Source organism: Natronosalvus rutilus (assembly GCF_024204665.1).
Taxonomy (GTDB): Archaea; Halobacteriota; Halobacteria; order Halobacteriales; family Natrialbaceae; genus Natronosalvus; species Natronosalvus rutilus.
In genome coordinates this window covers 1,683,558-1,705,409 of sequence record NZ_CP100355.1, presented here as the reverse complement: position 1 = coordinate 1,705,409, position 21,852 = coordinate 1,683,558, and the positions used below count along the sequence as shown (strand labels likewise).

At 65.5% G+C, this 21,852-nt stretch carries 20 protein-coding genes; 7 read left to right on the top strand and 13 right to left on the bottom strand.

Features of this window, described 5'->3' with window-relative positions; genetic code table 11:
* Positions 1–156: 156 nt before the first annotated feature.
* The 6 genes from NGM29_RS08205 to NGM29_RS08180 all read right to left on the bottom strand — a co-directional run bounded on the left by NGM29_RS08205 (position 157) and on the right by NGM29_RS08180 (position 5,008).
* The gene (locus NGM29_RS08205; RefSeq protein ID WP_254160053.1) at positions 157–375 is read right to left on the bottom strand and encodes a YgaP family membrane protein; all 219 of its coding nucleotides are present in this window, start codon (positions 373–375) and stop codon (positions 157–159) included.
* A gap of 57 nt (positions 376–432) precedes the next feature.
* On the bottom strand, positions 433–1,686 hold the full coding sequence (locus NGM29_RS08200) for a M20 family metallopeptidase (protein WP_254160051.1): 1,254 nt from the start codon (positions 1,684–1,686) through the stop codon (positions 433–435).
* Positions 1,686–3,032, bottom strand: a complete 1,347-nt coding sequence (locus tag NGM29_RS08195; protein ID WP_254160049.1) for an FAD-dependent oxidoreductase — start codon at positions 3,030–3,032, stop codon at positions 1,686–1,688. The genes NGM29_RS08200 and NGM29_RS08195 overlap by 1 nt, the downstream gene beginning before the upstream one ends.
* A gap of 76 nt (positions 3,033–3,108) precedes the next feature.
* A complete protein-coding gene (locus tag NGM29_RS08190) occupies positions 3,109–3,570 on the bottom strand; it encodes a hypothetical protein (protein ID WP_254160045.1) in 462 nt (153 codons plus the stop codon).
* A gap of 134 nt (positions 3,571–3,704) precedes the next feature.
* Complete coding sequence (locus NGM29_RS08185) at positions 3,705–4,262, bottom strand: hypothetical protein (protein ID WP_254160043.1); 558 nt, start codon at positions 4,260–4,262, stop codon at positions 3,705–3,707.
* Complete coding sequence (locus NGM29_RS08180; RefSeq protein ID WP_254160041.1) at positions 4,259–5,008, bottom strand: DsbA family protein; 750 nt, start codon at positions 5,006–5,008, stop codon at positions 4,259–4,261. The genes NGM29_RS08185 and NGM29_RS08180 overlap by 4 nt, the downstream gene beginning before the upstream one ends.
* Positions 5,009–5,283: 275 nt before the next feature.
* On the opposite strand from NGM29_RS08180, the gene NGM29_RS08175 reads away from it, so the two are divergent.
* Positions 5,284–5,724: a DUF302 domain-containing protein gene (locus NGM29_RS08175; RefSeq protein ID WP_254160039.1), complete on the top strand. Its 441-nt coding sequence runs from the start codon at positions 5,284–5,286 to the stop codon at positions 5,722–5,724.
* A gap of 8 nt (positions 5,725–5,732) precedes the next feature.
* The gene (locus tag NGM29_RS08170) at positions 5,733–6,293 is read left to right on the top strand and encodes a class I SAM-dependent methyltransferase (protein WP_254160037.1); all 561 of its coding nucleotides are present in this window, start codon (positions 5,733–5,735) and stop codon (positions 6,291–6,293) included.
* A gap of 57 nt (positions 6,294–6,350) precedes the next feature.
* On the opposite strand, the gene NGM29_RS08165 is transcribed toward NGM29_RS08170, so the two are convergent.
* Positions 6,351–6,989 carry a class I SAM-dependent methyltransferase gene (locus NGM29_RS08165; RefSeq protein ID WP_254160035.1) on the bottom strand — a complete coding sequence of 213 codons (639 nt, stop codon included), beginning with the start codon at positions 6,987–6,989 and terminating at the stop codon, positions 6,351–6,353.
* Positions 6,990–7,096: 107 nt separating this feature from the next.
* On the opposite strand from NGM29_RS08165, the gene aglM reads away from it, so the two are divergent.
* Positions 7,097–8,407 (top strand): UDP-glucose 6-dehydrogenase AglM, encoded by a 1,311-nt coding sequence (gene aglM, locus NGM29_RS08160; RefSeq protein WP_254160033.1) that lies wholly within the window; start codon positions 7,097–7,099, stop codon positions 8,405–8,407.
* A 91-nt stretch (positions 8,408–8,498) separates the two neighbouring features.
* A complete protein-coding gene (aglJ, locus tag NGM29_RS08155; protein WP_254160031.1) occupies positions 8,499–9,575 on the top strand; it encodes an S-layer glycoprotein N-glycosyltransferase AglJ in 1,077 nt (358 codons plus the stop codon).
* Positions 9,576–9,718: 143 nt separating this feature from the next.
* Here the strand turns inward: aglJ and NGM29_RS08150 are convergent, their stop codons facing one another.
* On the bottom strand, positions 9,719–10,048 hold the full coding sequence (locus NGM29_RS08150) for a DUF5789 family protein (protein WP_254160029.1): 330 nt from the start codon (positions 10,046–10,048) through the stop codon (positions 9,719–9,721).
* Between the two features lie 120 nt (positions 10,049–10,168).
* Between NGM29_RS08150 and NGM29_RS08145 the strand changes: the two genes are divergently transcribed.
* Positions 10,169–10,378, top strand: a complete 210-nt coding sequence (locus NGM29_RS08145) for a ribbon-helix-helix domain-containing protein (protein WP_253433767.1) — start codon at positions 10,169–10,171, stop codon at positions 10,376–10,378.
* A gap of 194 nt (positions 10,379–10,572) precedes the next feature.
* On the opposite strand, the gene pstB is transcribed toward NGM29_RS08145, so the two are convergent.
* Both pstB and NGM29_RS08135 read right to left on the bottom strand, forming a co-directional pair.
* Positions 10,573–11,430, bottom strand: coding sequence for a phosphate ABC transporter ATP-binding protein PstB (pstB, locus tag NGM29_RS08140; protein ID WP_254160027.1), 858 nt, complete (start codon positions 11,428–11,430; stop codon positions 10,573–10,575).
* A 207-nt stretch (positions 11,431–11,637) separates the two neighbouring features.
* Positions 11,638–12,153: a hypothetical protein gene (locus tag NGM29_RS08135; protein WP_254160024.1), complete on the bottom strand. Its 516-nt coding sequence runs from the start codon at positions 12,151–12,153 to the stop codon at positions 11,638–11,640.
* Positions 12,154–12,523: 370 nt separating this feature from the next.
* Here NGM29_RS08135 and NGM29_RS08130 point away from each other — a divergent pair, with 370 nt between their 5' ends.
* Complete coding sequence (locus NGM29_RS08130; RefSeq protein WP_254160019.1) at positions 12,524–13,141, top strand: VOC family protein; 618 nt, start codon at positions 12,524–12,526, stop codon at positions 13,139–13,141.
* 30 nt (positions 13,142–13,171) lie between these two features.
* Here the strand turns inward: NGM29_RS08130 and NGM29_RS08125 are convergent, their stop codons facing one another.
* Positions 13,172–14,971 carry a DUF6541 family protein gene (locus NGM29_RS08125; RefSeq protein WP_254160016.1) on the bottom strand — a complete coding sequence of 600 codons (1,800 nt, stop codon included), beginning with the start codon at positions 14,969–14,971 and terminating at the stop codon, positions 13,172–13,174.
* Positions 14,972–15,483: 512 nt separating this feature from the next.
* Here NGM29_RS08125 and NGM29_RS08120 point away from each other — a divergent pair.
* Entirely contained in the window at positions 15,484–16,809 is a 1,326-nt protein-coding gene (locus NGM29_RS08120) for a hypothetical protein (RefSeq protein WP_254160509.1), read from the top strand.
* A 345-nt stretch (positions 16,810–17,154) separates the two neighbouring features.
* Here NGM29_RS08120 and gyrA read toward each other — a convergent pair whose 3' ends face one another.
* The gene (gyrA, locus tag NGM29_RS08115; RefSeq protein ID WP_254160014.1) at positions 17,155–19,674 is read right to left on the bottom strand and encodes a DNA gyrase subunit A; all 2,520 of its coding nucleotides are present in this window, start codon (positions 19,672–19,674) and stop codon (positions 17,155–17,157) included.
* Positions 19,675–19,776: 102 nt separating this feature from the next.
* Positions 19,777–21,708: a DNA topoisomerase (ATP-hydrolyzing) subunit B gene (gyrB, locus tag NGM29_RS08110; RefSeq protein ID WP_254160013.1), complete on the bottom strand. Its 1,932-nt coding sequence runs from the start codon at positions 21,706–21,708 to the stop codon at positions 19,777–19,779.
* Between the last annotated feature and the right edge of the window lie 144 nt (positions 21,709–21,852).

Below are 21,852 nucleotides of genomic sequence, written 5' to 3'. Positions count from 1 at the left end.
TCGAGTGAACGTAGGGACTATGGCGCATTAGTATTGCACACCAATTCCAATATAGTGGAAATCATCGAAACGGGTGATCGTACTCAGTCGAGCGTTGCCGGACTAATCCGTTTTCGGAAGGAAGCGGAGACAGAGATGAAGCTACGTCCGACCGAGTTACATCCGTTTGGACGTGTCGATTCCGAGTACCCGGTACACGAGGCAGGTTCGCGTGAGACCCGTGCCAACGAGGACGACGCCGATCACCAGCGCCACGACGCCGACGAGCGCTCCTGCCTCGAGGAACCCGAGGAGGATCGCGGCGCCGAGGACCGCCACCAGAGCTCCCGCAATTACCCGCACGGTGCTATCGGAAGACCCAACATTGTGTACCATACCCACACCTATGCACGGCAGCAAGATAACCCTTTCATGCACGGCTTCCGCTGACGGTCAGCCACCGTCGGCCTCGGCCCACGTCGCCGGCAGACGCGCGTAGACCAGCGCGTTGCCGACGAGTGCCTTGAGCGTCGTGTACTCGTCGACGGCGTGGACGGTGTCGGTTCCGAGCGCGAATTCAACCGTCGGAATGCCGCCATTTCGGAGCCGCTTGGCGTCGCCACCACCGGTCGCGCTTCGTCGATACACGCGATCGCCGGTGACGGCTTCGGCCGTCGACGCCACCGCCTCGACGAGCGGGCTCTCGAGCGGTTCGGCCGTACCGACACTCCAGGAGGCATTCGTGATCGCGATGCCGTCACACTCTGCGACGCACTCGCGGATGGCAGCGAGCACGTCGGGCGTGTGGACGCCGGCAGTCAACCGTACGTCGAGATCCGCCCGGGCCGACTGGGGAACGCTGTTTATCGCCTCGCCGCCCTCGATCGTCCCGAGGTTGATCGACGGGTGCGCGAAGAGATCGCGGGCCGTCTCGGAGCCCATCGTTGGCCCGTAGTACGCGACCGACTCCTCGATAATCGGTTCCATCGTCGCGTCGATATCCAGTTCGGACGTGCCGAAGCGCTCCCGCAGGGTTGAAATCGCCCCGTAGAGTCGGTCGATCGCGTTCTCGCCGAGGGGCGGGCGCGATCCGTGGGCCGCCCGGCCGGTCGCCTCGAGCGTCAGCCAGATGCTGCCGCGGTCGGCGACCGTCACCGAGTGGCGTCCCTCCTCGCACGTCGGTTCGCCGATGACGCAGGCGTCGGCCTCGAGCAAGCCGTCCTCGAGCAGGGCGGGAAGCCCGGCGTCGCCGCCAACCTCCTCGTCGCTGACGAAGGCGAAGACGAGGTCGACCGGGGGCTCGGTGTTGGTCTCGAGCAGCGCCCGGAGCGAAAACGCCATCGCGGCGACGGCCCCCTTCATGTCGGTCGCCCCGCGGCCGTAGATGTGATCATCGACGCGCTCCCCGAGAGGGTCGTGCGTCCACTCGTCGGCGTCGTAGGGTACCGTGTCGAGGTGCCCGTTGAACAGGAGCGTTCGCGTCGAATCCGCACCCGGAACCCGTACCAGGAGGTTGGGTTTCGCCGGGTCGACGACGATCCGCTCGAGATCGACCGGGAGCGACGATAGCGACGACTCGAGCGCATCGACGGTCTCGCGCGTGTCCCCCGGCGGATTCGACGTGTCGATCGCGAGCAACTCGAGCGTGAGGTCGACCAGTTCGTCACGGTGGTCGCGGACGTACGTCTCGGTTGTGAGTGAGGACATCACTCGAGTTTCCCACTGAGGACTTTCGCCGCGGTGAGGATCGGATCCCAGACGGGGCTGAACGGCGGGGCGTACGCCAGGTCGGCGTTCTGGAGGTCGGTGACGGTCATCCCCGCCTCGAGCGCCGTCGCCACGGTATCAATGCGTTTGGCGCCCTCCCGACCGACGACGCTGCCGCCGAGCAACGTTCCGTCTTCGCGGTCGGCGACCAGCGTGACCGTGAGGTCCGCACCACCGGGGTAGTAGTGGGCGCGCGTCGCCGCCGTGATGGTGACCGAGACGGGATCGAAGCCGACCTCGCGGGCTCGCTCCTCGTCCAGGAGTCCCGTCCTGGCCGCCCCGAGGTCGAAGGCCTTCACGATGGCGGTCCCTGCGATTCCGCCGACGGGTGTCGGTGACCCGATGACGGTCTCGCCGATCGCTCGGCCTGCGCGGTTGGCCGTCAGCGCCAGCGGCACGTGATCTGGCTCGTCCGTCACGACGTGGCGCGCTTCGGCGCAGTCGCCCGCCGCGAAGACGCTCTCGAGGTTCGTTCGGCCGTACTCGTCGGTTGCGATGGCACCCGTCTCGCCGACCTCGACGCCGGCGTCGGCCGCGAGTTCGACGTTCGGGGTCACCCCGACGCCGACGATGGCGACGTCGGCCGGTTCGTCGCCGTCCTCGAGGTGAACGCGTTCGACGCGGTCGTCCCCCGAAAAGCCCGAGACGGCGGTCTCGAGGTGGAGGGTAACGCCCTGCTCGCGGAGGTGGTCCTCGACGACGTCCGCGACCGCTTCGCCGAAGGGCTGGAGGACGTGCGGGAGCATCTCGTAGAGGTCGACACTGATGCCGTGGGCCGAGAGCGCCTCGGCCATCTCGATCCCGACGTACCCCCCGCCGACGATAGCGGCCGTCTCGAGGTCGTGCTCGCGCACGTAGCGCTCGATTGCGTCCGCCTCGTCCATGTCGTGGATCGTGAACACACCCTCGCGGTCGAGCCCGTCGAAGGGTGGTTCGATCGCCCGCGCACCGGTCGCGACCAGGAGATGGCCGTAAGGCTGCTCGAATCGATCGCCGTCGGCCTCGACCGCGACGACCTCGCGCTCCGGATCGATCTCGACCACCTCGTGCCCCGTCCGGAGGTCGACGTCTCGTTCCTCGCGGAACGTCTCGGCGGTCATCGCGACGAGGTCCTCGAGATCCTCGACGTCGCCTTTGACGTAGTAGGGCATCCCGCAGGCGGCGTACGAGACCCACTCGCCCTTCTCGAAGACGATCACGTCCCGCTCGGGGTCCTCGCGTTTCGCCTTGCTAGCGGCACTCATTCCGGCCGCGTCTCCACCGATCACGACGAAGGGATCGCTCATACGGACCACTTCGGGTGGAGTCAACTAAAGTATTTCCCGAATTATGCAATACTGTTCGGCTCCTGCACCCTCGCCGTCAACAGGTGCGACAGCCGCGTCGACGCTGCACGTAGAGCAATCCCGCGAAGAGCGCGACGCTCGCGGCGCCCAGCAGCGGTCGCAACGGGTCGACGTACGTCATTAGCGCGGAGGAACCAAAGAGCGCCAGGAGGACCACGTTACAGGTCGGACAGCCGAACGCGAGGAACCCGCCGACGACACCGCCGAACGCGGTTCGGTCGTTCGTCGAGCAGTGGAGAGTCGCCCGCTGGTAGACGAACGCGCCGGCGAACGCCGACGTGGCGACGAGAAACAGGTAGTCGAGGGGCGTCCGTGGGACCATCCGGACGTAGAGGGGGTTCGGGACGAGTCCGGTCACCGTGCCGAACAGCAAGAAGACGCCGGCGGCGACGCCGATGCTCTTGAGCACGTGTTTTCGAGTGCTCGAGGTGGCTGTCGTGTCTGCTATCGTATCCTCGGGTCGGGTAGAGTCCTGCATGGGTGAATCGATGTCCTATATATCCTGTGATTGCATGTGGATTCCACAAACACACCACGCTGATGTGTCCGTCCCGCGAAGGGCTCGAGGCGCAATCGCCACGACGAACGCCGGACGAACCGCCCGGCGGCGGCTCACGAGCCCGCCGTCCTCGGAATCGAACACGTCCGTGGATCGCCAGTTCGCCCGAGGACGAACACCAGCAGGCCGATTCCGGCGAGTCGAAGGAGGTTGCCGTCGAACGGCAAGAGCGCCATCGCTCCGGCGAAGCCCAGGACGCCGAGGATGCCGGCCCCGCAACTCGCACAGCCCGCGGCGAGTAGTCCCGGCGCGATCCCCGCGAGCGTCGACGCACTCCGGCGACGAGCGCGACGAACGAGAGCGACCCCGTTCGCCACCGCGACGCCCGTCAGAAGAGCGTACAGCGTTAGCAGTCCGAGACCCAGCCAGCCGGTGCTGGCGTACGTCTCCTGCGTGAGCGTCGCGACGGCGAAGAACAGGTCGGCTGGTTCGCTGGTCAGCACCTGGATCGAGAACTGTGGAAACGTGCTCAACACCAGGACGACGTACGTGAACAGCGTCGTCGCGGCGGCGACGGCGAGGCGACCGTCCGAGGTCAGCGGGAACGATAGCGCCTCGCCCAGGTCGCCCAGCCACTCGTGCGTCCGTCCCCGTATTCGACGATTCGTCATGCATTTCGAACCTGCTCGATTGCGTCCGCGAAGTTGTCGTACGGCTGGGCCCCGACGATTCTTCCGGCTGCGTCCGCCTCGCGATTGTAGATGACGAATCCGGGGGTACCCTGAATGCCGGCCGATTGCCCCAGGGCGAGGTCGCCCTGGATCGAGTCCTGAATGTCCTGTGAGCGTTCCTCGCGACAGGCCTCGACGTCGGCCAGCGGTACGTCCGTAGTCTCGTCGGTGATCGTCGCGAACGCGTCCGCGGTCGCCCAGTCGGAATTCGACTCGGCGTCCGACTGCCTCTCGAAGACACGGTGGTGCCAGTTCCAGTAGGCCGCGGGCGTCTCGTCGGCGACCACGTCCCAGACGCACAGGCTCCAGACCATCGCTTCCATAGAGTAGCTCCCGATGTTTGGGTACGGAAGAAGGACGAACTGTACCGTGCCGGCGTCGACGTACTCCCGACCGAGTCTCGGGAGCGTCTCCGCCTCGAACCGTGCGCAGAACGGACAGAGGTAGTCGGTCCAGTAGTAGACGTCGATGGGGGCGTCGAGGTCGCCGGCGATGGGTCGCCCCGCGAGTTCGGCGCCGAATCCGGTCGTCTCGTCGCTCCGGTTGGACGTTTCAGGGATGTACGTCTCGTCGCTCGAGTTCGAGTCCGGGCGCGAGGCCAGGTACGCGACCCCGCCGCCGAACGCGAGCGTGCCGCCGCCGGCGAGTAGCGCCCGCCGTCGTGTGATGTCCGTGTCGAGGGCCATCGAGTACGTTCTTGATTGGGTGGATCGATGGAAGGGCGTTGTGGTGAATTGCCGACTCAGAGAAACGGGCGTTCCAGGACGGTGCAAGACTCACCGGGATGGAACCGGATGCAGGGAGGGCAAGATCGTCGGTCGAAATTGGTCGTATGCTCGAACTATCGCCACGATACGCCACGGTACGCCCCGGTTTGCCCGCAGCGCACGGACGCTGATCGAGAGACGTCACAGCAGGCTGTCGAAAGAACTTTTCTCGCTGGCCCCACTACTTCACACGAATGACGCTCCCAATCGACCCGGCCGAGATCGACCCCGACGACATCGGCGCGAAACAGACAACCCTCGAGATGGACCACGAGGACGCAATCGAACACGTGCGCGAGGTGTTCACCGATGCCGGCTTCGGCGTCCCCGTCGAGTTCTCCCCCTCGGAGATGCTCAACGAGAAAGTCGACGCTGGACGCGATCCTTACTACGTCCTCGGGGCCTGCAACCCGGCCGTCGCGGACAAGGCGCTCGAGGTTTCTGACAACAAAATCGGTGCGATATTCCCGTGTAACGTCGTCGTCTGGGAGGAGTCGCCCGGCACCCAGCGCGTCTACCACGTGAGCATCATGCGCATCGCTCGACTCGTCGGAATGGCTCCGGACGACGACGCGATGGCCGACATCGTGGCCACAACTGGCGAACTGGTAGACGACGCCTTCGATAATCTTTAACGCCGATCATGGGACACCACACTTTCGACGCCTCGCGGGCGGACAAGCTCGAGCGCGCAGAGCGCCGGTACCGATTCTGCTCGAGGGAGGAGTTGTGCTGGGCGCTCGACCCCGCAGAAACCGACACCGTGGCCGACCTCGGGAGCGGGACGGGCTTTTTCACCGACGACGTGGCCCCGCACGTCGAGACGGTGTACGCCGTCGACCTCCAGGATGCGATGCACAACTACTACCGCGAGAAGGGCGTCCCCGAGAACGTCGACCTCGTCACGGCGGACGTGAGCGACCTCCCGTTCGAGGACGGGGACGTCGACGCCGCGTTCTCCACGATGACCTACCACGAGTTCGCGAGCGAGGCGGCCCTCGAGGAGATTACCCGCGTCCTGGCGCCGGGTGGGCGACTCGCCATCGTCGACTGGGCCGCGAGCGGCACCGGCCAGGACGGCCCGCCGACCGACGAGCGCTACAGCGCCGACGAGGCGACCGAGGCACTCGAGACGGCAGGCTTCGCCCTCGAGCACGTGGCGGTTCGCCCGGAGACGTTCTTGCTGGTCGCGACGCTCGAGTAGCCAACGCCCGAGCATCGTTCGTCCGTACCGCGACGCTCGAGGAGCGTTCGGTTCCCCTCACACCCGTTTTCGCATCCGGCCCCGGACGAACGGCCGCACCGGCGTCACGCCGAGGTTGATCCGCTCGAGTTCAGTCACGTCGAATGCCCGGTCGGCCGCGAACAGCGACGCGGTCTGTCGAGTCAGATGACAGCCGCCGGCGGCCCGTTTCCAGAGCGGTTCGACCAGCGACTGAACCCGCCCGCGCCAGCCGTCGTCTCGAACGTGCTCGAGAAAGCGGAACTCGCCGCCGGGACGGAGGACGCGCTTGACTTCCGCGAGGGCGGCCTCGGCGCCCGGAATCGTACAGAAGACCAGCGAGGCGACGACGACGTCGAAGGACTCATCCTGGTAGGGAAGTGCCTCTGCCCGGGCGTCTCGCAGGTCAACCGCGAGAGCCAGGTCGGCGGCCATCGACGCGGCCTGGCGGCGCATGTGCGGATCGGGTTCGATGGCGTGGAACGTCGCGTCTCCGTCGGGCACCTGGGCGAAGTACGGAAAGAGGGCACCCGTTCCCGCGCCGACGTCGAGCACCCGGCCCTCGAGGCCGTCGACCAGGTACTCGCGGTGGGGGCGAAGCAAGGTTCGTTCGGCGAGTGCGGTCGCCGGGTCGTAAATCGCCGCGAGCAGCGGGTGGGAGGAGTCATCCGTCGCCATGGGCTTCCAATACGTACCGCAGGACTATCCGTGTTGGTGGTCCCGACGCGGACACGGCGGGCGACGAACCCAAAAATCACTACCCCACCGGGTGCCTTGAGCATCGTATGAACGTCTCTATCGTCGGCAGCGGCTACGTCGGCACGACGATCGCGGCCTGTCTTGCGGACCTCGGTCACGACGTCACGAACGTCGAGATCGACCAGGACGTCGTCGACACGATCAACGCCGGCGAAGCCCCCATCCACGAAGCGGGCCTCGCGGAACGAATCGCCGAGAACGCGGGCGAGCGGTTGCGGGCGACTACCGACTACGGCGCCGTTCGCGACAGTGACCTCACCTTCCTCTGTCTGCCGACGCCACAACACGACGACGGCAGCCTCGACCTGACGGCGATGCGCGCGGCCTCGGAGTCGCTCGGGGCGGCCCTCGCCGAGAAGGACGGCGACCACCTCGTCGTCGTCAAGAGCACCGTGTTGCCGGGGACGACCGAGGACGTCGTCGGCCCGATAGTCAGCAAGGCGAGCGGACGACCTGTGGGCGAGGGCCTCGAGCTGGCGATGAACCCCGAGTTCCTCCGGATGGGCACCGCCGTCGAGGACTTCCTCGAGCCCGAGAAGGTCGTCGTCGGGGCGACCGACTCGGCGGCCGCCGACACCCTGCGGGAACTCTACGCCCCCATGCGCGAGCGCGGAGCGGACTTCGTCGAGACGGGCGTCCGCGAGGCCGAGTTGATCAAGTACGCCAACAACGCCTTCCTCGCCTCGAAGGTCTCGCTGGTGAACGAACTCGGGAACGTCGCCAAGGCCTACGGCGTCGACGCCTACGAAGTGCTCGACGCCGTCGGGCTCGACAACCGCATTTCCGAGCAATTCATGCGCTCGGGACTCGGCTGGGGCGGCTCCTGTTTCCCCAAAGACGTCAACGCCCTTCGAGCGGGCGCGCGAGAGCAAGGCTACGATCCCGAACTCCTGGACGCCGTCGTCCGCGTCAACGACGGCCAGCCCCGTCGGCTCGTTGACCTGTTATCGAACCACGTCGACCTCGAGGGCGCCCGGATCGCCGTCCTCGGACTGTCGTTCAAACCCGGGACCGACGACGTCCGGAAGTCCCGCGCGCTCGAGGTCATCGACTCCCTCCTCGAGCGAGGCGCGACCGTCGTCGGCTACGATCCGGTCGCCACCGAGAACCTGCAGTCTACGTACCCCGCGTACGCCGACCGCGACGGCCTCGAGTACGCCGCGAGCGCCGCGGAGGCTCTCGAGGGCGCCGACGGGGCCGTCGTCGCGACAGACTGGCCCGAGTTCGACGACCTCACAGGAGCACTCGAACGGATGACCACACGAGTGCTCGTCGACGGTCGCCGAATCGACGTCTCCGAGGCTGATCTCGAGGTCTACGAGGGTCTCACCTGGTAAGCCGTCAGGGAGACCTTACTTGGTTCGAGAAGCCGAACACTCACCGGATACACCAGTACGTTTTTCCAGTGCGGGCGTCGAGTGCATTCCAATGGACGAGCACGCAGGGATCGAGTCCGCCGCTTCCGACGGCGACGCATCACCCGCGGACGAGAACGCTGACGCGGATGGCGACGCGAACGCGACTAGCGACGCCGACGAGGAGTCTGGCTCGTCGACCATCGACCACCCACTGCCGCCCGAACAGGTCTGTATTCTGCTCCCCACACTCGAGGAGGCCGCGACCATTGGAGAGATCATCGACCGCTTTCGCGAACGCGGCTACGAGAACGTCCTCGTCGTCGACGGCGACTCGAGCGACGGCACGCGCGACATCGCCCGCGAGCACGGCGCTCGTGTGTTGACCCAGTCCGGCTCCGGGAAAGGGCAGGCCGTCCGCGAAGCCGTCGAGTACGTCGACGCCCGCTACGTCCTCATGCTCGACGGCGACGGCACCTACGACCCGGCCGACGCCGAAACGATGCTCGAGCCCCTGTCCCAGGGATACGAACACGTCATCGGAAATCGCTTCGCGAACATGGACGACGACGCGATGAAGCGCATCAACGGGTTCGGTAACCGGATGATCAACGGCGCGTTCGGGTTCATCCACGGGGCGAACTACGAGGACATCCTCTCGGGCTATCGCGCGTTCACCCGCGACTCGTTCGAGCGACTCCTCCTCGATTCCGACGGGTTCACCATCGAGACGGAACTCGCCGTCGAGTGCGTCCGCCACGGCATCGAGACGGCCGTCGTCCCGGTGAGTTACCGGGCGCGACCCGACGAATCGGAGACGAACCTCCACCCCCTCTGGGACGGTGGGACGATCATCCTGACGTTGTACTCGCTGGCGAAGACGAACAACCCACTGTTTTACTTTGGGAGCGTCGGCGCCGCGTCGGTCATCTCGGGAATCGCCCTCGCGACTTACGTGCTCTGGCGCTGGATCCAGTTCAGCACCGGCCATGAAATCCTCGCGGTCGTCTCCGCGGCCGCGATCTTGCTCGGCGTCCAGTTGCTCATGTTCGGCGTCCTCTCGGACATGATCGTCACCCTCCACCGCGAACAGCGACGACGCCTCGAGCAAGTTCGCCTCGAGAGTCGCCGGGATCGAGACGATCGGTAGAACTGATGCTGGCGGCTCTCGAGGCGGGTCGAGGACTGACCAGGATTAACGTCGAACTGACACGGCCAGGACGAACGTCGAACCGACACGGTCAGAAGGAGCGTTGAACTGATACGGTCAAAGGGGGCGTCGAACCAAACTGATCAGAACGGAAGCAACGTCCGGACCTGCCTGAAAAAGCCGCCCGAATGGTTCTTGCGATACTCCTCGAAGACGGGATGTAAGGCGTTGAGCAACTCCTGCCGGCTCTCGAATCGCTCCCGGTCGACGTGCTCGAGCACCGTCTCGAGTCCGACCGTATTCCCGTGAACGTCGTAGGGGATGTTGGCATCGCCGAGTGCAGCCGAGACGTCCGCTCTCGAGGCGGGAAACGAGAGGTCGGCTCGTTTGAGGCGGGCGTCGACGGCGGCGATGCCGAATTCGATGCTCGTCGGCTCGTCGTCGGGACCGTTCGATGGTGGCCGGACTCCCATGGGGAGTCATAACATCTCAGGACCGAAAATGGCTACGCTCTCGAGACGGCTCGAGTGCTCACGGATTCTCGCCTGCAGTGGGAATCTTTACGCCGGTCCGTCGCCCAGTTTCGACACGAGATGACCGAATATACGACGGTCTCGATCCCGAAGGATCTCGCGGCGCGCGTCGAGGAGACCATCGAGGGCACGAGCTTTCAGAGTACGAGCGATCTCACCCGATTTCTCCTGCGGAGCATCGTGATTCAACACCAGAAATCCGGTCAGCTCACGGAGGCCGAGTTCGAGGAAATCGCCGAACAGCTCCGGGGGCTGGGCTACCTGGAGTGATCGAGAGAACTGAACCGCCGGGCTCGAGCAACGGAGCGCACCGAACCGTCCACCTCGAGTGACCGATTGTCCCAAATCGTCCGCCTCGAGTAGTCGAGTGTTCCGAACCACCTGAATGGCCGATCCCCGAACTGTCCGCACCAGGCCGTCGCTCGAGATAGCCACAAACGCGAGAAACAGCCGAACGCCTCGAGTTATCCGAATTTCCCGGTGATGTAGTCCTCGACGCGCTGGCTCTCGGGGTTCTCGAAAATCTTCGTCGTGTCGTCGAACTCCACGAGTTCCCCGCCGGTGAGGAAGACGGCCGTCTTGTCCGAAATTCGGGCCGCCTGCTGCATGTTGTGGGTGACGATCACGACGGTGTACTCCTCGGCCAGGGTCTCGACCAGATCCTCGATCTTCGAGGTGGCGACGGGGTCGAGCGCCGACGCTGGCTCGTCCATCAGAATGACCTCCGGGTCGGTCGCGATGGCGCGGGCGATACAGAGGCGTTGTTGCTGTCCGCCCGAGAGGTCGAGACCGCTCGAGTCCAGTTGATCCTCGACCTCCTCGAGCAGCGCGGCACGCTCGAGGGCGGTGCGAACCTGCTCCTCGAGGTCGTCGTCCTTGCCCTGGACCCGGAGTCCGTAGGCGACGTTGTCGAAGATGCTCTTCGGGAAGGGGTTCGGTTGCTGGAAGATCATTCCGATCTTCCGGCGGAGCGCGACGGGGTCGACGTCGTCGTCGTAGACGTTCTTGCCGTGGAAGAACAGGTCGCCCTCGACGCGAGCGACGTCGATGAGGTCGTTCATGCGGTTGATCGATCGCAAGAACGTCGACTTCCCACAGCCCGAGGGCCCGATGAGCGCCGTCACCCGTCGTTCGGGAATGTCCATCGTGATGCCGTCGAGCGCCTGGGTCTCACCGTAGAAGACGTCGAGGTCGCGCGATTGGATCACGGGCGACTCGACCCCGGGCGATCCTCGCGGGCTGGCGATCTCGGTCATCGAGGTCACGCCGGAGTCGCCGGTCGCGTCGGAACGCCCTTCGGACTCGGCTCGGTTGGCGGTCATGCGCAGTAGGTGCCTAGTCACCCTTCGAGCAGTTACCTGTTGTGGACGCGTAGCGTACACGGTCGAGAACAGGGCACGCTCGAGAGGGAGACTTGGTCGCGGCCTTCGGCTGTGGCGGGTGAAGATTGCTCTCGGAGGCGCCGGGTCATCCCGAAAGCGCCGAGTCGTTCCCGAAGGCAAGTCGAATCGTTCGTCCGGCAGTCGCCGCTACGATGCTCGAGACGGCGTCTCTCGAACACGTTTCCGCCCGGGCTCGAAAATCTCCGCGTACCACTCCGCGGCCAGCGACTCGAGGTCGGCGCTCGCCGCCGAAACCGCGTGTGACTCCCCCAGCCCGCGCCAGGTGATCGACACCCGCGAGATCGGGACCAGTGCCAGGCCGCCGACGGTGACTGGCCCCTCGTTCGTCCGGACGATCCACTCCGTTCGCAGCCAGGAGGCCGAGCGGGTGACCGACTCGACGCTCCCGCCGGCGGCGACCCACTGCTCGACGAGCGATTCGGTCACGCGGCGGACACGGCGCTGACCGAGCCAGTGAGCGGCGAGTCCCGCGACGACCAGCGTTCCGAAGGCGACGAGGGCGAACTCGAGGCCGCCCGCGGTGAGGTTCGCGGAGGCCGCGAAGCCGGAGGCCACGAAGACGAGGGCGACGACCCGTAGATCGAAGGCGTTGGGGACGGTGCCGTCCCAGTCGGTGCGCGCGGCGGCGGACTCGAGTGACATCTGACGGTCGCTTGTGAGCGCGTTTGGGTAGGTTCGAGGGTGGCCAGATGCACGCGTTAAGTGGGTTCGGCGTCGAGTTGGGTCCCGGTCTCGAGGACGATTGAGCTAGTTCACAACCGAAGCGCCCCACGACCGCGTCGTCCCGACGAGAACCTGCCCTCCCCCGGGTCACGGCGCTCTCGCTGCGTACGCCGCGCTCGAGCGCCGTTCCCGGCCGTGTGTGTGGTGGTTGTGGCGGTGCCGTGACCTGGCGGTGGCGTCCTCGCGAGCGGTAACGGCGGTGAGCGACGGCGTACTCGAGTCGCGATTTGGCTCCGGGTGACACCGACGTTAGCGGAAAGGTATGTACGTCCAGCGCCTACGAGGAGGTATGAGCGACGACTTCGAGATCACCGCCGACCGACCCGACAGCCCCATTCAGACCACCGGCACCGATCACATTACGCTAATCGGTTCGAACACCGAGGACACCATCGCCTACTACCGGGACGTGCTGGGGATGCCCCTCGTTCTGAAACAGCCGAACCTCGACGACCCGACATCGACGCACCTCTTCTTCGACACCGGGGACGGCCGGATCATCACGTTCTTCGTGAGCGACGACCGCCAGTCGAACCCGGCACCGCTTCGCCACCAGATCGGTTCAGTCCACCACCTCGCGTTTAGCATCGATCCCGAGCGATTCGTCGACACCCGGGAGGCCCTCGAGGAGGCCGGCTACGGCTACAACGAGTTCGACCGGGGCATCTTCCACTCGCTGTATACCAGGGACAACAACGGCCTGACCATCGAACTCGCCACGGACAAGTTCTCGATTCCGGACGACCGCCGCGCCGAGGTACTCGCGACGACCCAGCGGATCCGCGAGGAGGACGAATCGGACTTCGCCGAGGAACGACACATGGAGGCCGCCCTCGAGGAGCTGGGAATCGAGGTCGACAAACAGGAATTGCCGGACGCGCCGACGGGTGCAGGCGTCGATAACTGACGCCGGACTATCGACGGCCGCGTTCAGGAATCAGGAGGGCGTCCCCTCCACCGAATACATCGTAAACTCCTCGCTCGAGATCAATCGGTCCGCGTAGGGCTCGCGCTCGATTTCCTCGAGCGCCGCCTCGGAGTGGTGGAGTTCGTCGTACACCTCGAGTTCGCGCGCCTTGTCGTAGGCACTCACGGTAAAGTAGTAGTCCGCACCGTGGTAGGCCTCCCGGTAGTTGCCGTCCTCGAACTCCTCGACGAGGACTGCTCCGCCGGCGCCGCCGTCGTAGTTGATCTCGCTCCCGGCCTCGGTGCCGTAGTGGGCATCGCCGTAGCGGTTGATCCCGTAGCCGAAGCCGGCGTACAACTGCTCGTCGACCCGGTGCTCGAGGGCGGTGTCGTAGCCGAACTGCTGCTGTTCGGTGACGTGCTGGGTCGGCTGGTAGATCAGCGGCGACGTGAACAGCGTCACGAGCGTCAGGACGAGACAGGCCGCGACGAAGACGGCGGCGAGCGCGTTCGCCCCCGGAGTCGTCAGCGGTCCGGTCAGCCAGCCGAAGAGGTGCGCGAGGGCAATTCCCGAGAGGATCGTCAGGACGACGTAGATGAAGCCGACCTGCCGGAACGCCATCGTCGGCGTCCCGAGGAAGTAGACGACGAACATGCCGCCGAGGGGCACCAGCGCGAGCGCGAAGTAGGTGACGTACGAGCGGCCGTCTGGATCCAGACTCGTTCGCCCGAGCCACGTCGCGAGGACGAACAGCGCCGCGATAGCCCCGAGCACGGCGGCGACGAGGAACATGATCGCAAACAGTTCGAGCAGGCTGCCGCCCAGTTCCGTCAGCGACCCGCCCCGCTGCCCGACGGTCGAGCCAGTCCCGATGTCGCGGCTGAACAGGCCGGAGACGAGCCCCGAGAAGGCGCGTCGGAACCGCGCGTTCGCGGCCGCCCAGACCACGAACAGGACGCCGAGCATGACCGCCGGCGCGAACAGCGACGGGTGGTGCACCATCGGATGATCGTCGTACCGGCGCTTCGCGAGGTACTGCACCCCAGCGAGCGCTCCGAGGAAGACGACCACGTTGATCATCTGCTGGGGGTGAACCAGCAGGAGGCCCACGCCCGCGAGAAACAGGCAGACGGTGAACGGCGAGATGCCGAACGGAAGGCGCTCGAGGTCCGAGCGGCGGCTCACGAGGGCGACGGTCGCGAAGAGGGCGACGGGGACGACGAACAGCGCGTTCGAGTTCGTGTGCGGCCCCATGTGCGTCGCCACGTTGTTGATGGGGAGCACCATCCAGGACGCGATGGCGGCGAACCCGGCAGCGGCGCCCGTTCCCGAGATGTCGCGTGCGATGAGCGGGACGAAGACGACGAACGGGACGAACAGGAGGACGACGGCGATCAGGAGCGCCCGCTCCATCGAGACGCCGCCCCCGAGGTGGAGGGTCGTCGCGACGGCGTGGAGCCCGGGGTAGAACAGTTCGTGGGGCTGCATCGTCCCCTGGACGAAGTCCCGGACCCACCCCAGGTGGGTGAGCGAGTCGCCCATCCCCTGGAAGTGGTAGTTGCGGATCACCGGCAGGCTGACGATGCTCGTCACCGCGAGCCCGCCGAGGGCGATGGCGCCGGCCTGGTACCACCCGCGAGTGCCGATGGTCACCCCGACCGCGACAGCCAGTGCGAGGCCCAAGGCAACCCAGGTGAGCGTCGGCGTGCCCGTGTAGATGGACCATTCGTATCCCGAAGGTGGGGATCGATGCGCGACGGCGATCGCGGTCGCCACGGCGAGAAACCCGACCGCGAGGACGAGGTCCAGCAGGGTTCGTCTCTGCGTCATCGACTCACCCGCGCGAGGCGACCGTCGACGGTGGCTGGCGTGACAGTTCGCATTGGTGAAATGCCTCGAGAAGAGAGGGGTTTGTTATCCCCCGCCTACCCCCTCGAGACGCGTTCGCGGTTTCGAACCGCCAGGGCGTCGCCCCGGCGAGCGACCGATTCGCGCGCACCCGACCGCCGATATCGGTCCGCTTTCACACGAATGGATCCCGCTCGAGGCGATGGACGACGCTCGAGGCGACGGATAGGGCCGACGGAAACCGGAGTAGAGCGAATCAGGCAGAGTCGGAGAGACAGACGAGTGCTCGAGCGGGCGGTAGATACGGCCGTCTATGGACGGTGATATGGCCGTCTATGGACCGCGGATACGGCCGCCTACCAATCTCTAGGCAGTGATTTCTACGACGCTCGACGCGTCAACGATTGTGCCTGTTTTTACCGTCCTCGGTGGTGGTCACGGGACGACCGGTCGTCACCCTCGAGCTGCAACTGGTGGCGACCCCGCTCTCGACCATGGCATTGATACACATCGACACCCCGACGACGGATGGACGCACCCTTCGAACGACCGTTCGCCCCTCGAGCGACCTCGCCCGGTTCTTCACCGGCAACCCGCTCGAGGTCACCTACGACGTCGACCTCGAGTCGGTCCCCGACTCGCTGCTCGTCGTCCCGGCGCTGGCCCAGGTGTGTCCCGTCGCCTGGGCTGCAGGTGCGGACGTCTACGTCGATACCGTCGACGCGACGTTCGTCTCGGCGCTCGAGGACGTCCAGGCGGCCATGCTCGAGATGTACGACTTCCTCGAGGGTAGCGACCTCTACGCCCGCGAGGTCGTCGACACGCGTGTATCTAGCGACGACAGCGACGATGAGAACGCGGAGAGCGGCCTCCTCTTCACCGGCGGCGTCGACTCCACGTGCTCGTACGTTCGCCACCGCGAGGAGGAACCCACGCTGATCAGCATCCGCGGATGGACGATTACGCCCAACCGTTCGGCCGACGAGCAGTGGGGCCACCTGGTCGATCGGGTGACCGGCTTCGCCGCCGACCGCGGCCTCGAAACCGCCTTCGTCGAGGCCAACATGCTCTCCTTCCTCGATCACCCGATGTTGCTCGCTCACTACAAACGCTACGTCGACGGCGGCTGGTACAGCTCCGTCGGCCACGGCCTCGGCTTGCTGGGGCTCTGCGCCCCGCTGGCTGCTGCCCGCGACATCGAGGACCTCTACATGGCCGCCACCCACTGGGAGGGGATCGACCTCGAGTGGGGCTCTCGACCCGACATCGACGACAACGTCCGCTGGGCCAAGACCCAGTGTCACCACGACGCCTACGACCTGACCCGCCAGGAGCGTCTCGACGTGCTCGCCGCCTACGCCGAGAGCGATGCCCCCGACCTCGAGCTTCAGACTTGCAACGACCGCATGGACGGCAACTGCGGGGTCTGCGAGAAGTGCTACCGGACGGCCGTCGGCCTCCGACTGGCCGGCCTCGAACCGACCGAACACGGCTACCCGTTTGCCGACGACGACTACCACGACCTGCGACGAGGGCTCGAGGGCGGGCGTTGGATCCTCGGCCAGGACGAGCGCTACATGTGGGAGGACATCCGCGACCGAGTTCACGAGACCGAGCCGCGATCTCCCCCTGAGCGGGCGTTCTTCGCGTGGCTCGAGTCCGCCGACCTCTCGGAGATCATCGACAACTCGGGGTCACCGCTGCGCCACCGCGTGCTCCGGGCGGGCGCCCGCAACGCACCCGACCCGGTGTACACGACGCTGTATCCCGCCTGGAGTATAGCGAAGGCGAGCTACCAGCGTTTGCTCACCAGGCGGTGAGCGGATCCGGGAACCGCGACCGACGGACTGGGTGGCTGGGTAGCCGACCGAGCGGCCGGGTAGAGCCGACGAACCACCGCGGCGCGCGCTGTCGAGCGGCCCCGAGCACCGTGAGGGTCGGTCGTCGACGTCGCGCGAGGGGTGAGGAGCGCAGCGAAGCGAGCACCGCAATCGGCTGGGGAGGGCGAGGCGTTATGCTATAGAAAGTCTACCTTTTGCTGGATAGGGTATTGTTCCGTCCATCCAACACAAAACCCAAACGCGTCGGTACTCTCGAGGTAGCGCCTCTTCCACGACAAACGTGCTCTCGGCCTCGAGGCCGGCGAACGAAAACGGAAATTCTGGTTATTCGTCGGTTGGCGAATCTGTGTCGACGTCCGCCTCGTTAGTGGCTGTCTCGTCAGCGTCCACCCCGAGTTCCGCTGGAATCACGTCCACACTGGCGACCGCGTCACCCGCTTCGACGTCCATCACCGTCACGCCCATCGTGTTCCGACCGACCGTCGAAATTTCGCTCGCCCGCGTGCGCATAATCTGGCCGCGCTCGCTCATCAGGACGAGCTCGTTGTCTTCCGTGACCGCCTTCACCGCCGTCACCGGGCCGTTGCGCTCGTTGGTCTTGATGTCGATCAATCCCTTCCCGTACCGCGACTGGGTCCGGTAGGCCGAGAGCAACGTCCGCTTACCGTAGCCGTTCTCGGTCACCGTCAGCAGCGCTCGCTCGTCGTCCTCGTCGGTCGAGACCAGACCTGCCACGGCGTCGCCGTCCTCGAGTTTGATTCCGTTGACCCCGCGGGCGTTCCGGCCCATGGCCCGGACCTCGTCCTCGTCGAAGCGAATCGTCATCCCCTGTTCGGTCGCGATGACCAGGTCCTTCGACCCGTCGGTGACGTCCACGTCGACGAGTTCGTCGCCTTCTTCGAGGCTGGCGGCAATGATGCCCGTCGAGAGGATGTTGTCGAACTCCTCGCCCGCCGTCCGTTTTACGTAGCCGTGTTTGGTCACCATCGTCACGTACTCTTCCCCGTCGAAGGCGTCGGTGTCGACGATGGCCGTAATGTCCTCGCCCGGATCGAGGTCGAGGATATTGACGGCGGATTTCCCCCGCGCCGTCCGGCTCATCTCCGGGATTTCGTAGGTCTTGAGCCGGTAGACCTGGCCGTGGTTCGTGAAGCACAGCAGGTAGTCGTGGGTGTTCGCCCGGAAGACCGTCGTCACGCGGTCCTCGTCCTTGACGTCCGCGCCGATGATCCCCTTGCCGCCCCGACCCTGGGCCTCGAAGTTCTCGATCGGCATCCGCTTGACGTAGTCGTCCTCGGTCATGACGACGAAGACGTCCTCCTGGGGAATCAGGTCCTCGTGGGTGACCGTCCCCATGTCCTCGATGATCGAAGTTCGCCGGTCGTCGGCGTACTCGTCTTTGATCTCGAGCAACTCCTCTTTGATGACCTCGTACAGCGCCGACTCGCTCCCGAGGATGGCCTCGAGGCGCTCGATTTCCGCCGTAACCTCCTCGTACTCGTCCTCGATTTCGGCCGACTCCATCGAGGTGAGGCTCCCGAGTTGCATCCGAACGATGTGCTCGGCTTGTGATTCGGAGAAGTCGAAGGTTGCCTCGAGACCCGCTCGCGCCTCGTCGCGGTCCTCGGAGTCCTGGATGAGGTCGACCACGTCGTCGATGTTCTCGAGCGCTTTCAGCCGACCCTCGAGGATGTGTGCGCGGTCCTCGGCCTCCGCGAGGTCGTACTCGCTGCGCCGTCGGACGACCTCCTTGCGGTGGGAGATGTACTCCTGAAGGGTCTCCCTGAGCGTCAACACCTTCGGCTGGCCGTCGACCAGCGCGAGGTTGATGACGCCGAAGGTTCGCTCTAAGTGGTTCTCGAGCAGTCGGTTCTTGACGACGTCCGTATTCGCGCCGCGCTTGAGTTCGACCACGATGCGGACGCCGTCGCGGTCGGACTCGTCGCGCAGGTCCGAGATGCCCTCGAGGGCGCCCTCGGTGACGTCCTCGGCGATGCGCTCGACCAGGCGGGCCTTGTTCGCCTGGTAGGGCACTTCGGTGACGACGATGCGCTCGCGATCACGCTTCCACTCTTCGACCTCGAACTCGGCGCGAACACGGATGCGCCCGCGGCCGGTCTTGTACGCCGAGTAGATGGCGTCGCGGCCGACGATGTTGGCTCCCGTCGGGAAATCGGGTCCCTTGACGTGTTCCATCAGGTCCTCGACGGTCGCGTCGGGGTTGTCGATGAGTTCGACCGTCGCGTCGATCACCTCGCCGAGGTTGTGCGGCGGGATGTTCGTCGACATCCCGACGGCGATGCCCGAGGAGCCGTTCACGAGGAGGTTCGGGAACGCCGCTGGCAGGACGTCCGGCTCCTGGAGACGGTCGTCGTAGTTCGAGGAGAAGTCGACCGTGTCCTTGTCGATGTCCTCGAGCAACTCCTCGGCGATAGCGGCCATGCGGGCCTCCGTGTACCGCTGGGCCGCGGGCGGGTCGCCGTCCATCGAGCCGAAGTTCCCCTGCCCGTCCACGAGCGGATAGCGCATCGAGAAGTCCTGGGCCATCCGGACCAAGGTGTCGTAGATCGCCTGGTCACCGTGAGGATGGAAGTCACCCATCGTCTCCCCAACGATCGAGGAGGACTTGCGGTGACTCGAGCGACTCGTGACGCCCATCTCGTGCATCGCGTAGAGGATGCGCCGGTGGACGGGTTTGAGGCCGTCCTCGACCCGGGGGAGGGCACGCCCGGCAATGACGCTCATCGCGTAGTCGATGTAACTCTGCTCCATCTCGTCCTCGATGCGGACCGGTTCGACCGAGGCCGCATCGATGTCCGTCGGATCTGGTACTTCGGAACTCATCGCTCGAGGGGCACCTCTATTCGTCGTCGGTCTCGTCGCGGCGTCGATTCGTGTCGTGACTGCATCGTCGTCAGTCGGTGTGTGGCTGCGTACATGGCGCTATCAGATGTCGATCCACTCTGCTTCGGGGGCGTGGTCCTTGATGAACTGCTTTCGGGGTTCGACGGCATCGCCCATCAGCACTGAGAACATGCGATCGGCCGCCGCCGCGTCCTCGACCGCGATCTGCTTGAGGATGCGGTTGTCCGGATTCATCGTCGTACTCCAGAGCTGTTCGGGGTTCATCTCGCCAAGCCCCTTGAAGCGCTGGACCTGCGTCGGGTTGCCGTTGCACTTCTCCTCGACGATCTCGTCGCGCTCGGCGTCGGTCATCGCGTCGTAGGTATTCCCGCGATACCGGATGCGATACAGCGGCGGCTGGGTCGCGTAGACGTAGCCGCCCTCGAGCAGCGGGCGCATGTGCCGGTAGAAGAACGTCAACAGCAGGGTCCGGATGTGGGCCCCGTCGACGTCGGCGTCGGTCGCCATGATGATCTTCTTGTACCGGATGTTGTCGATGTCGAACTCCTCGCCGATCCCCGCACCGATGGCGGTGATCATGTTCCGGATCTCGTCGTTCTCGAGAATGCGATCCAGTCGGTGCTTCTCGACGTTGAGGATCTTCCCCTTGATGGGGAGAACGGCCTGGAACTCCGGATTTCGGGCCTGTTTCGCGCTGCCGCCCGCGGAGTCACCCTCCGCGATGAACAGTTCGGCCTCGTCGGGATCTTTGGTCTGACAGTCCGCGAGTTTGCCGGGGAGGGAGGTCGACGCGAGTGCCGATTTTCGCCGCGTCAGTTCTTCTGCCTTCTTCGCGGCCTTGCGGGCCTTCGCGGCCTCGACGGCCTTCATCACGATGGCCTGGGCGGTGTCGGGGTGTTCCTCGAAGTACGTCGACAGGCCGTCGTGCATCGCGCTCTCGACGATGCCCCGCACCTCCGAGTTGCCGAGTTTCGTCTTCGTCTGCCCCTCGAACTGCGGGTCCGGGTGTTTGATCGAGATGACCGCGGTGAGCCCCTCGCGGATATCGTCGCCGCGGAGGTTCTCCTCGAGGTCCGAGAGCAGGTCGTTCTCGCCCCCGTAGTCGTTGACTACGCGGGTGAGGGCGGTCTTGAAGCCCGTCAGGTGGGTCCCGCCCTCGCGCGTGTTGATGTTGTTGGCGAAGGCGTGGATCGACCCCTGGAGCTCTTCGGTGGCCTGCATCGCCACCTCGACCTGGATGTTCTGGGCGTCGTCCTCGAAGTAGATGACGTCGTCGTGGAGGGAAGAGCGCGTCTCGTTGAGGTACTCGACGAACTCGCGAATCCCGCCGTCGTAGACGTAAGTGTCCTCGACTGGTTGCCCCTCGTCGTCCGTCTCGCGCTCGTCGCGGAGCGTGATCCGGACGCCGGAGTTGAGGAATGCGAGTTCGCGGAGCCGGTTCGAGAGCGTCGAGAAGGAGAACTCGGTCGTCTCGAAGATGTCGCGGTCGGGCCAGAAGGTGATCTGGGTACCCGTCTCCTCGTCGGGCTCGAGGTCGCGTACTCGCTCCATGTCCCCCTGTGGCTCGCCGTTCTCGAACGCGTGGGTGAAGACGCCGCCGTCGCGCTTGACGGTCACCTCGAAGCGTCCCGAGAGGGCGTTGACGACGGAGACGCCGACGCCGTGGAGCCCCCCGGAGACCTGGTAGGACTTGTTGTCGAACTTTCCACCGGCGTGGAGGACGGTGAGAATGACCTCGAGGGCCGGGCGGTCGTACTCCTCGTGGGTGTCGACGGGGATGCCGCGGCCGTCGTCGGCGACGCTCACCGCGCCGTCCTCGTGGATGGTCACGGTAATGTCGTCGCAGTGGCCGGCCAACGCCTCGTCGATGGAGTTGTCCACGACTTCGTAGACGAGGTGGTGGAGTCCCCGCGTATCCGTCGAACCGATGTACATCGCCGGTCGCTTTTGGACCGCTTCCAGGCCCTCTAAGACCTGGATTTGTCCGGCGCCGTACTCGCTATCTTGAGACATACAAAACCTGATTGCGGGTAGTGGTCGGGGGGTAATAAAAGTCACGTACGCGCGCGAGCGCGCGATTTCCGGTCGGCTGTCACATGTCCCTCGAGCGATCGGTTACTCAGCGTCTCAAACCGGTCGCGGCACGTAGGCTTTCCT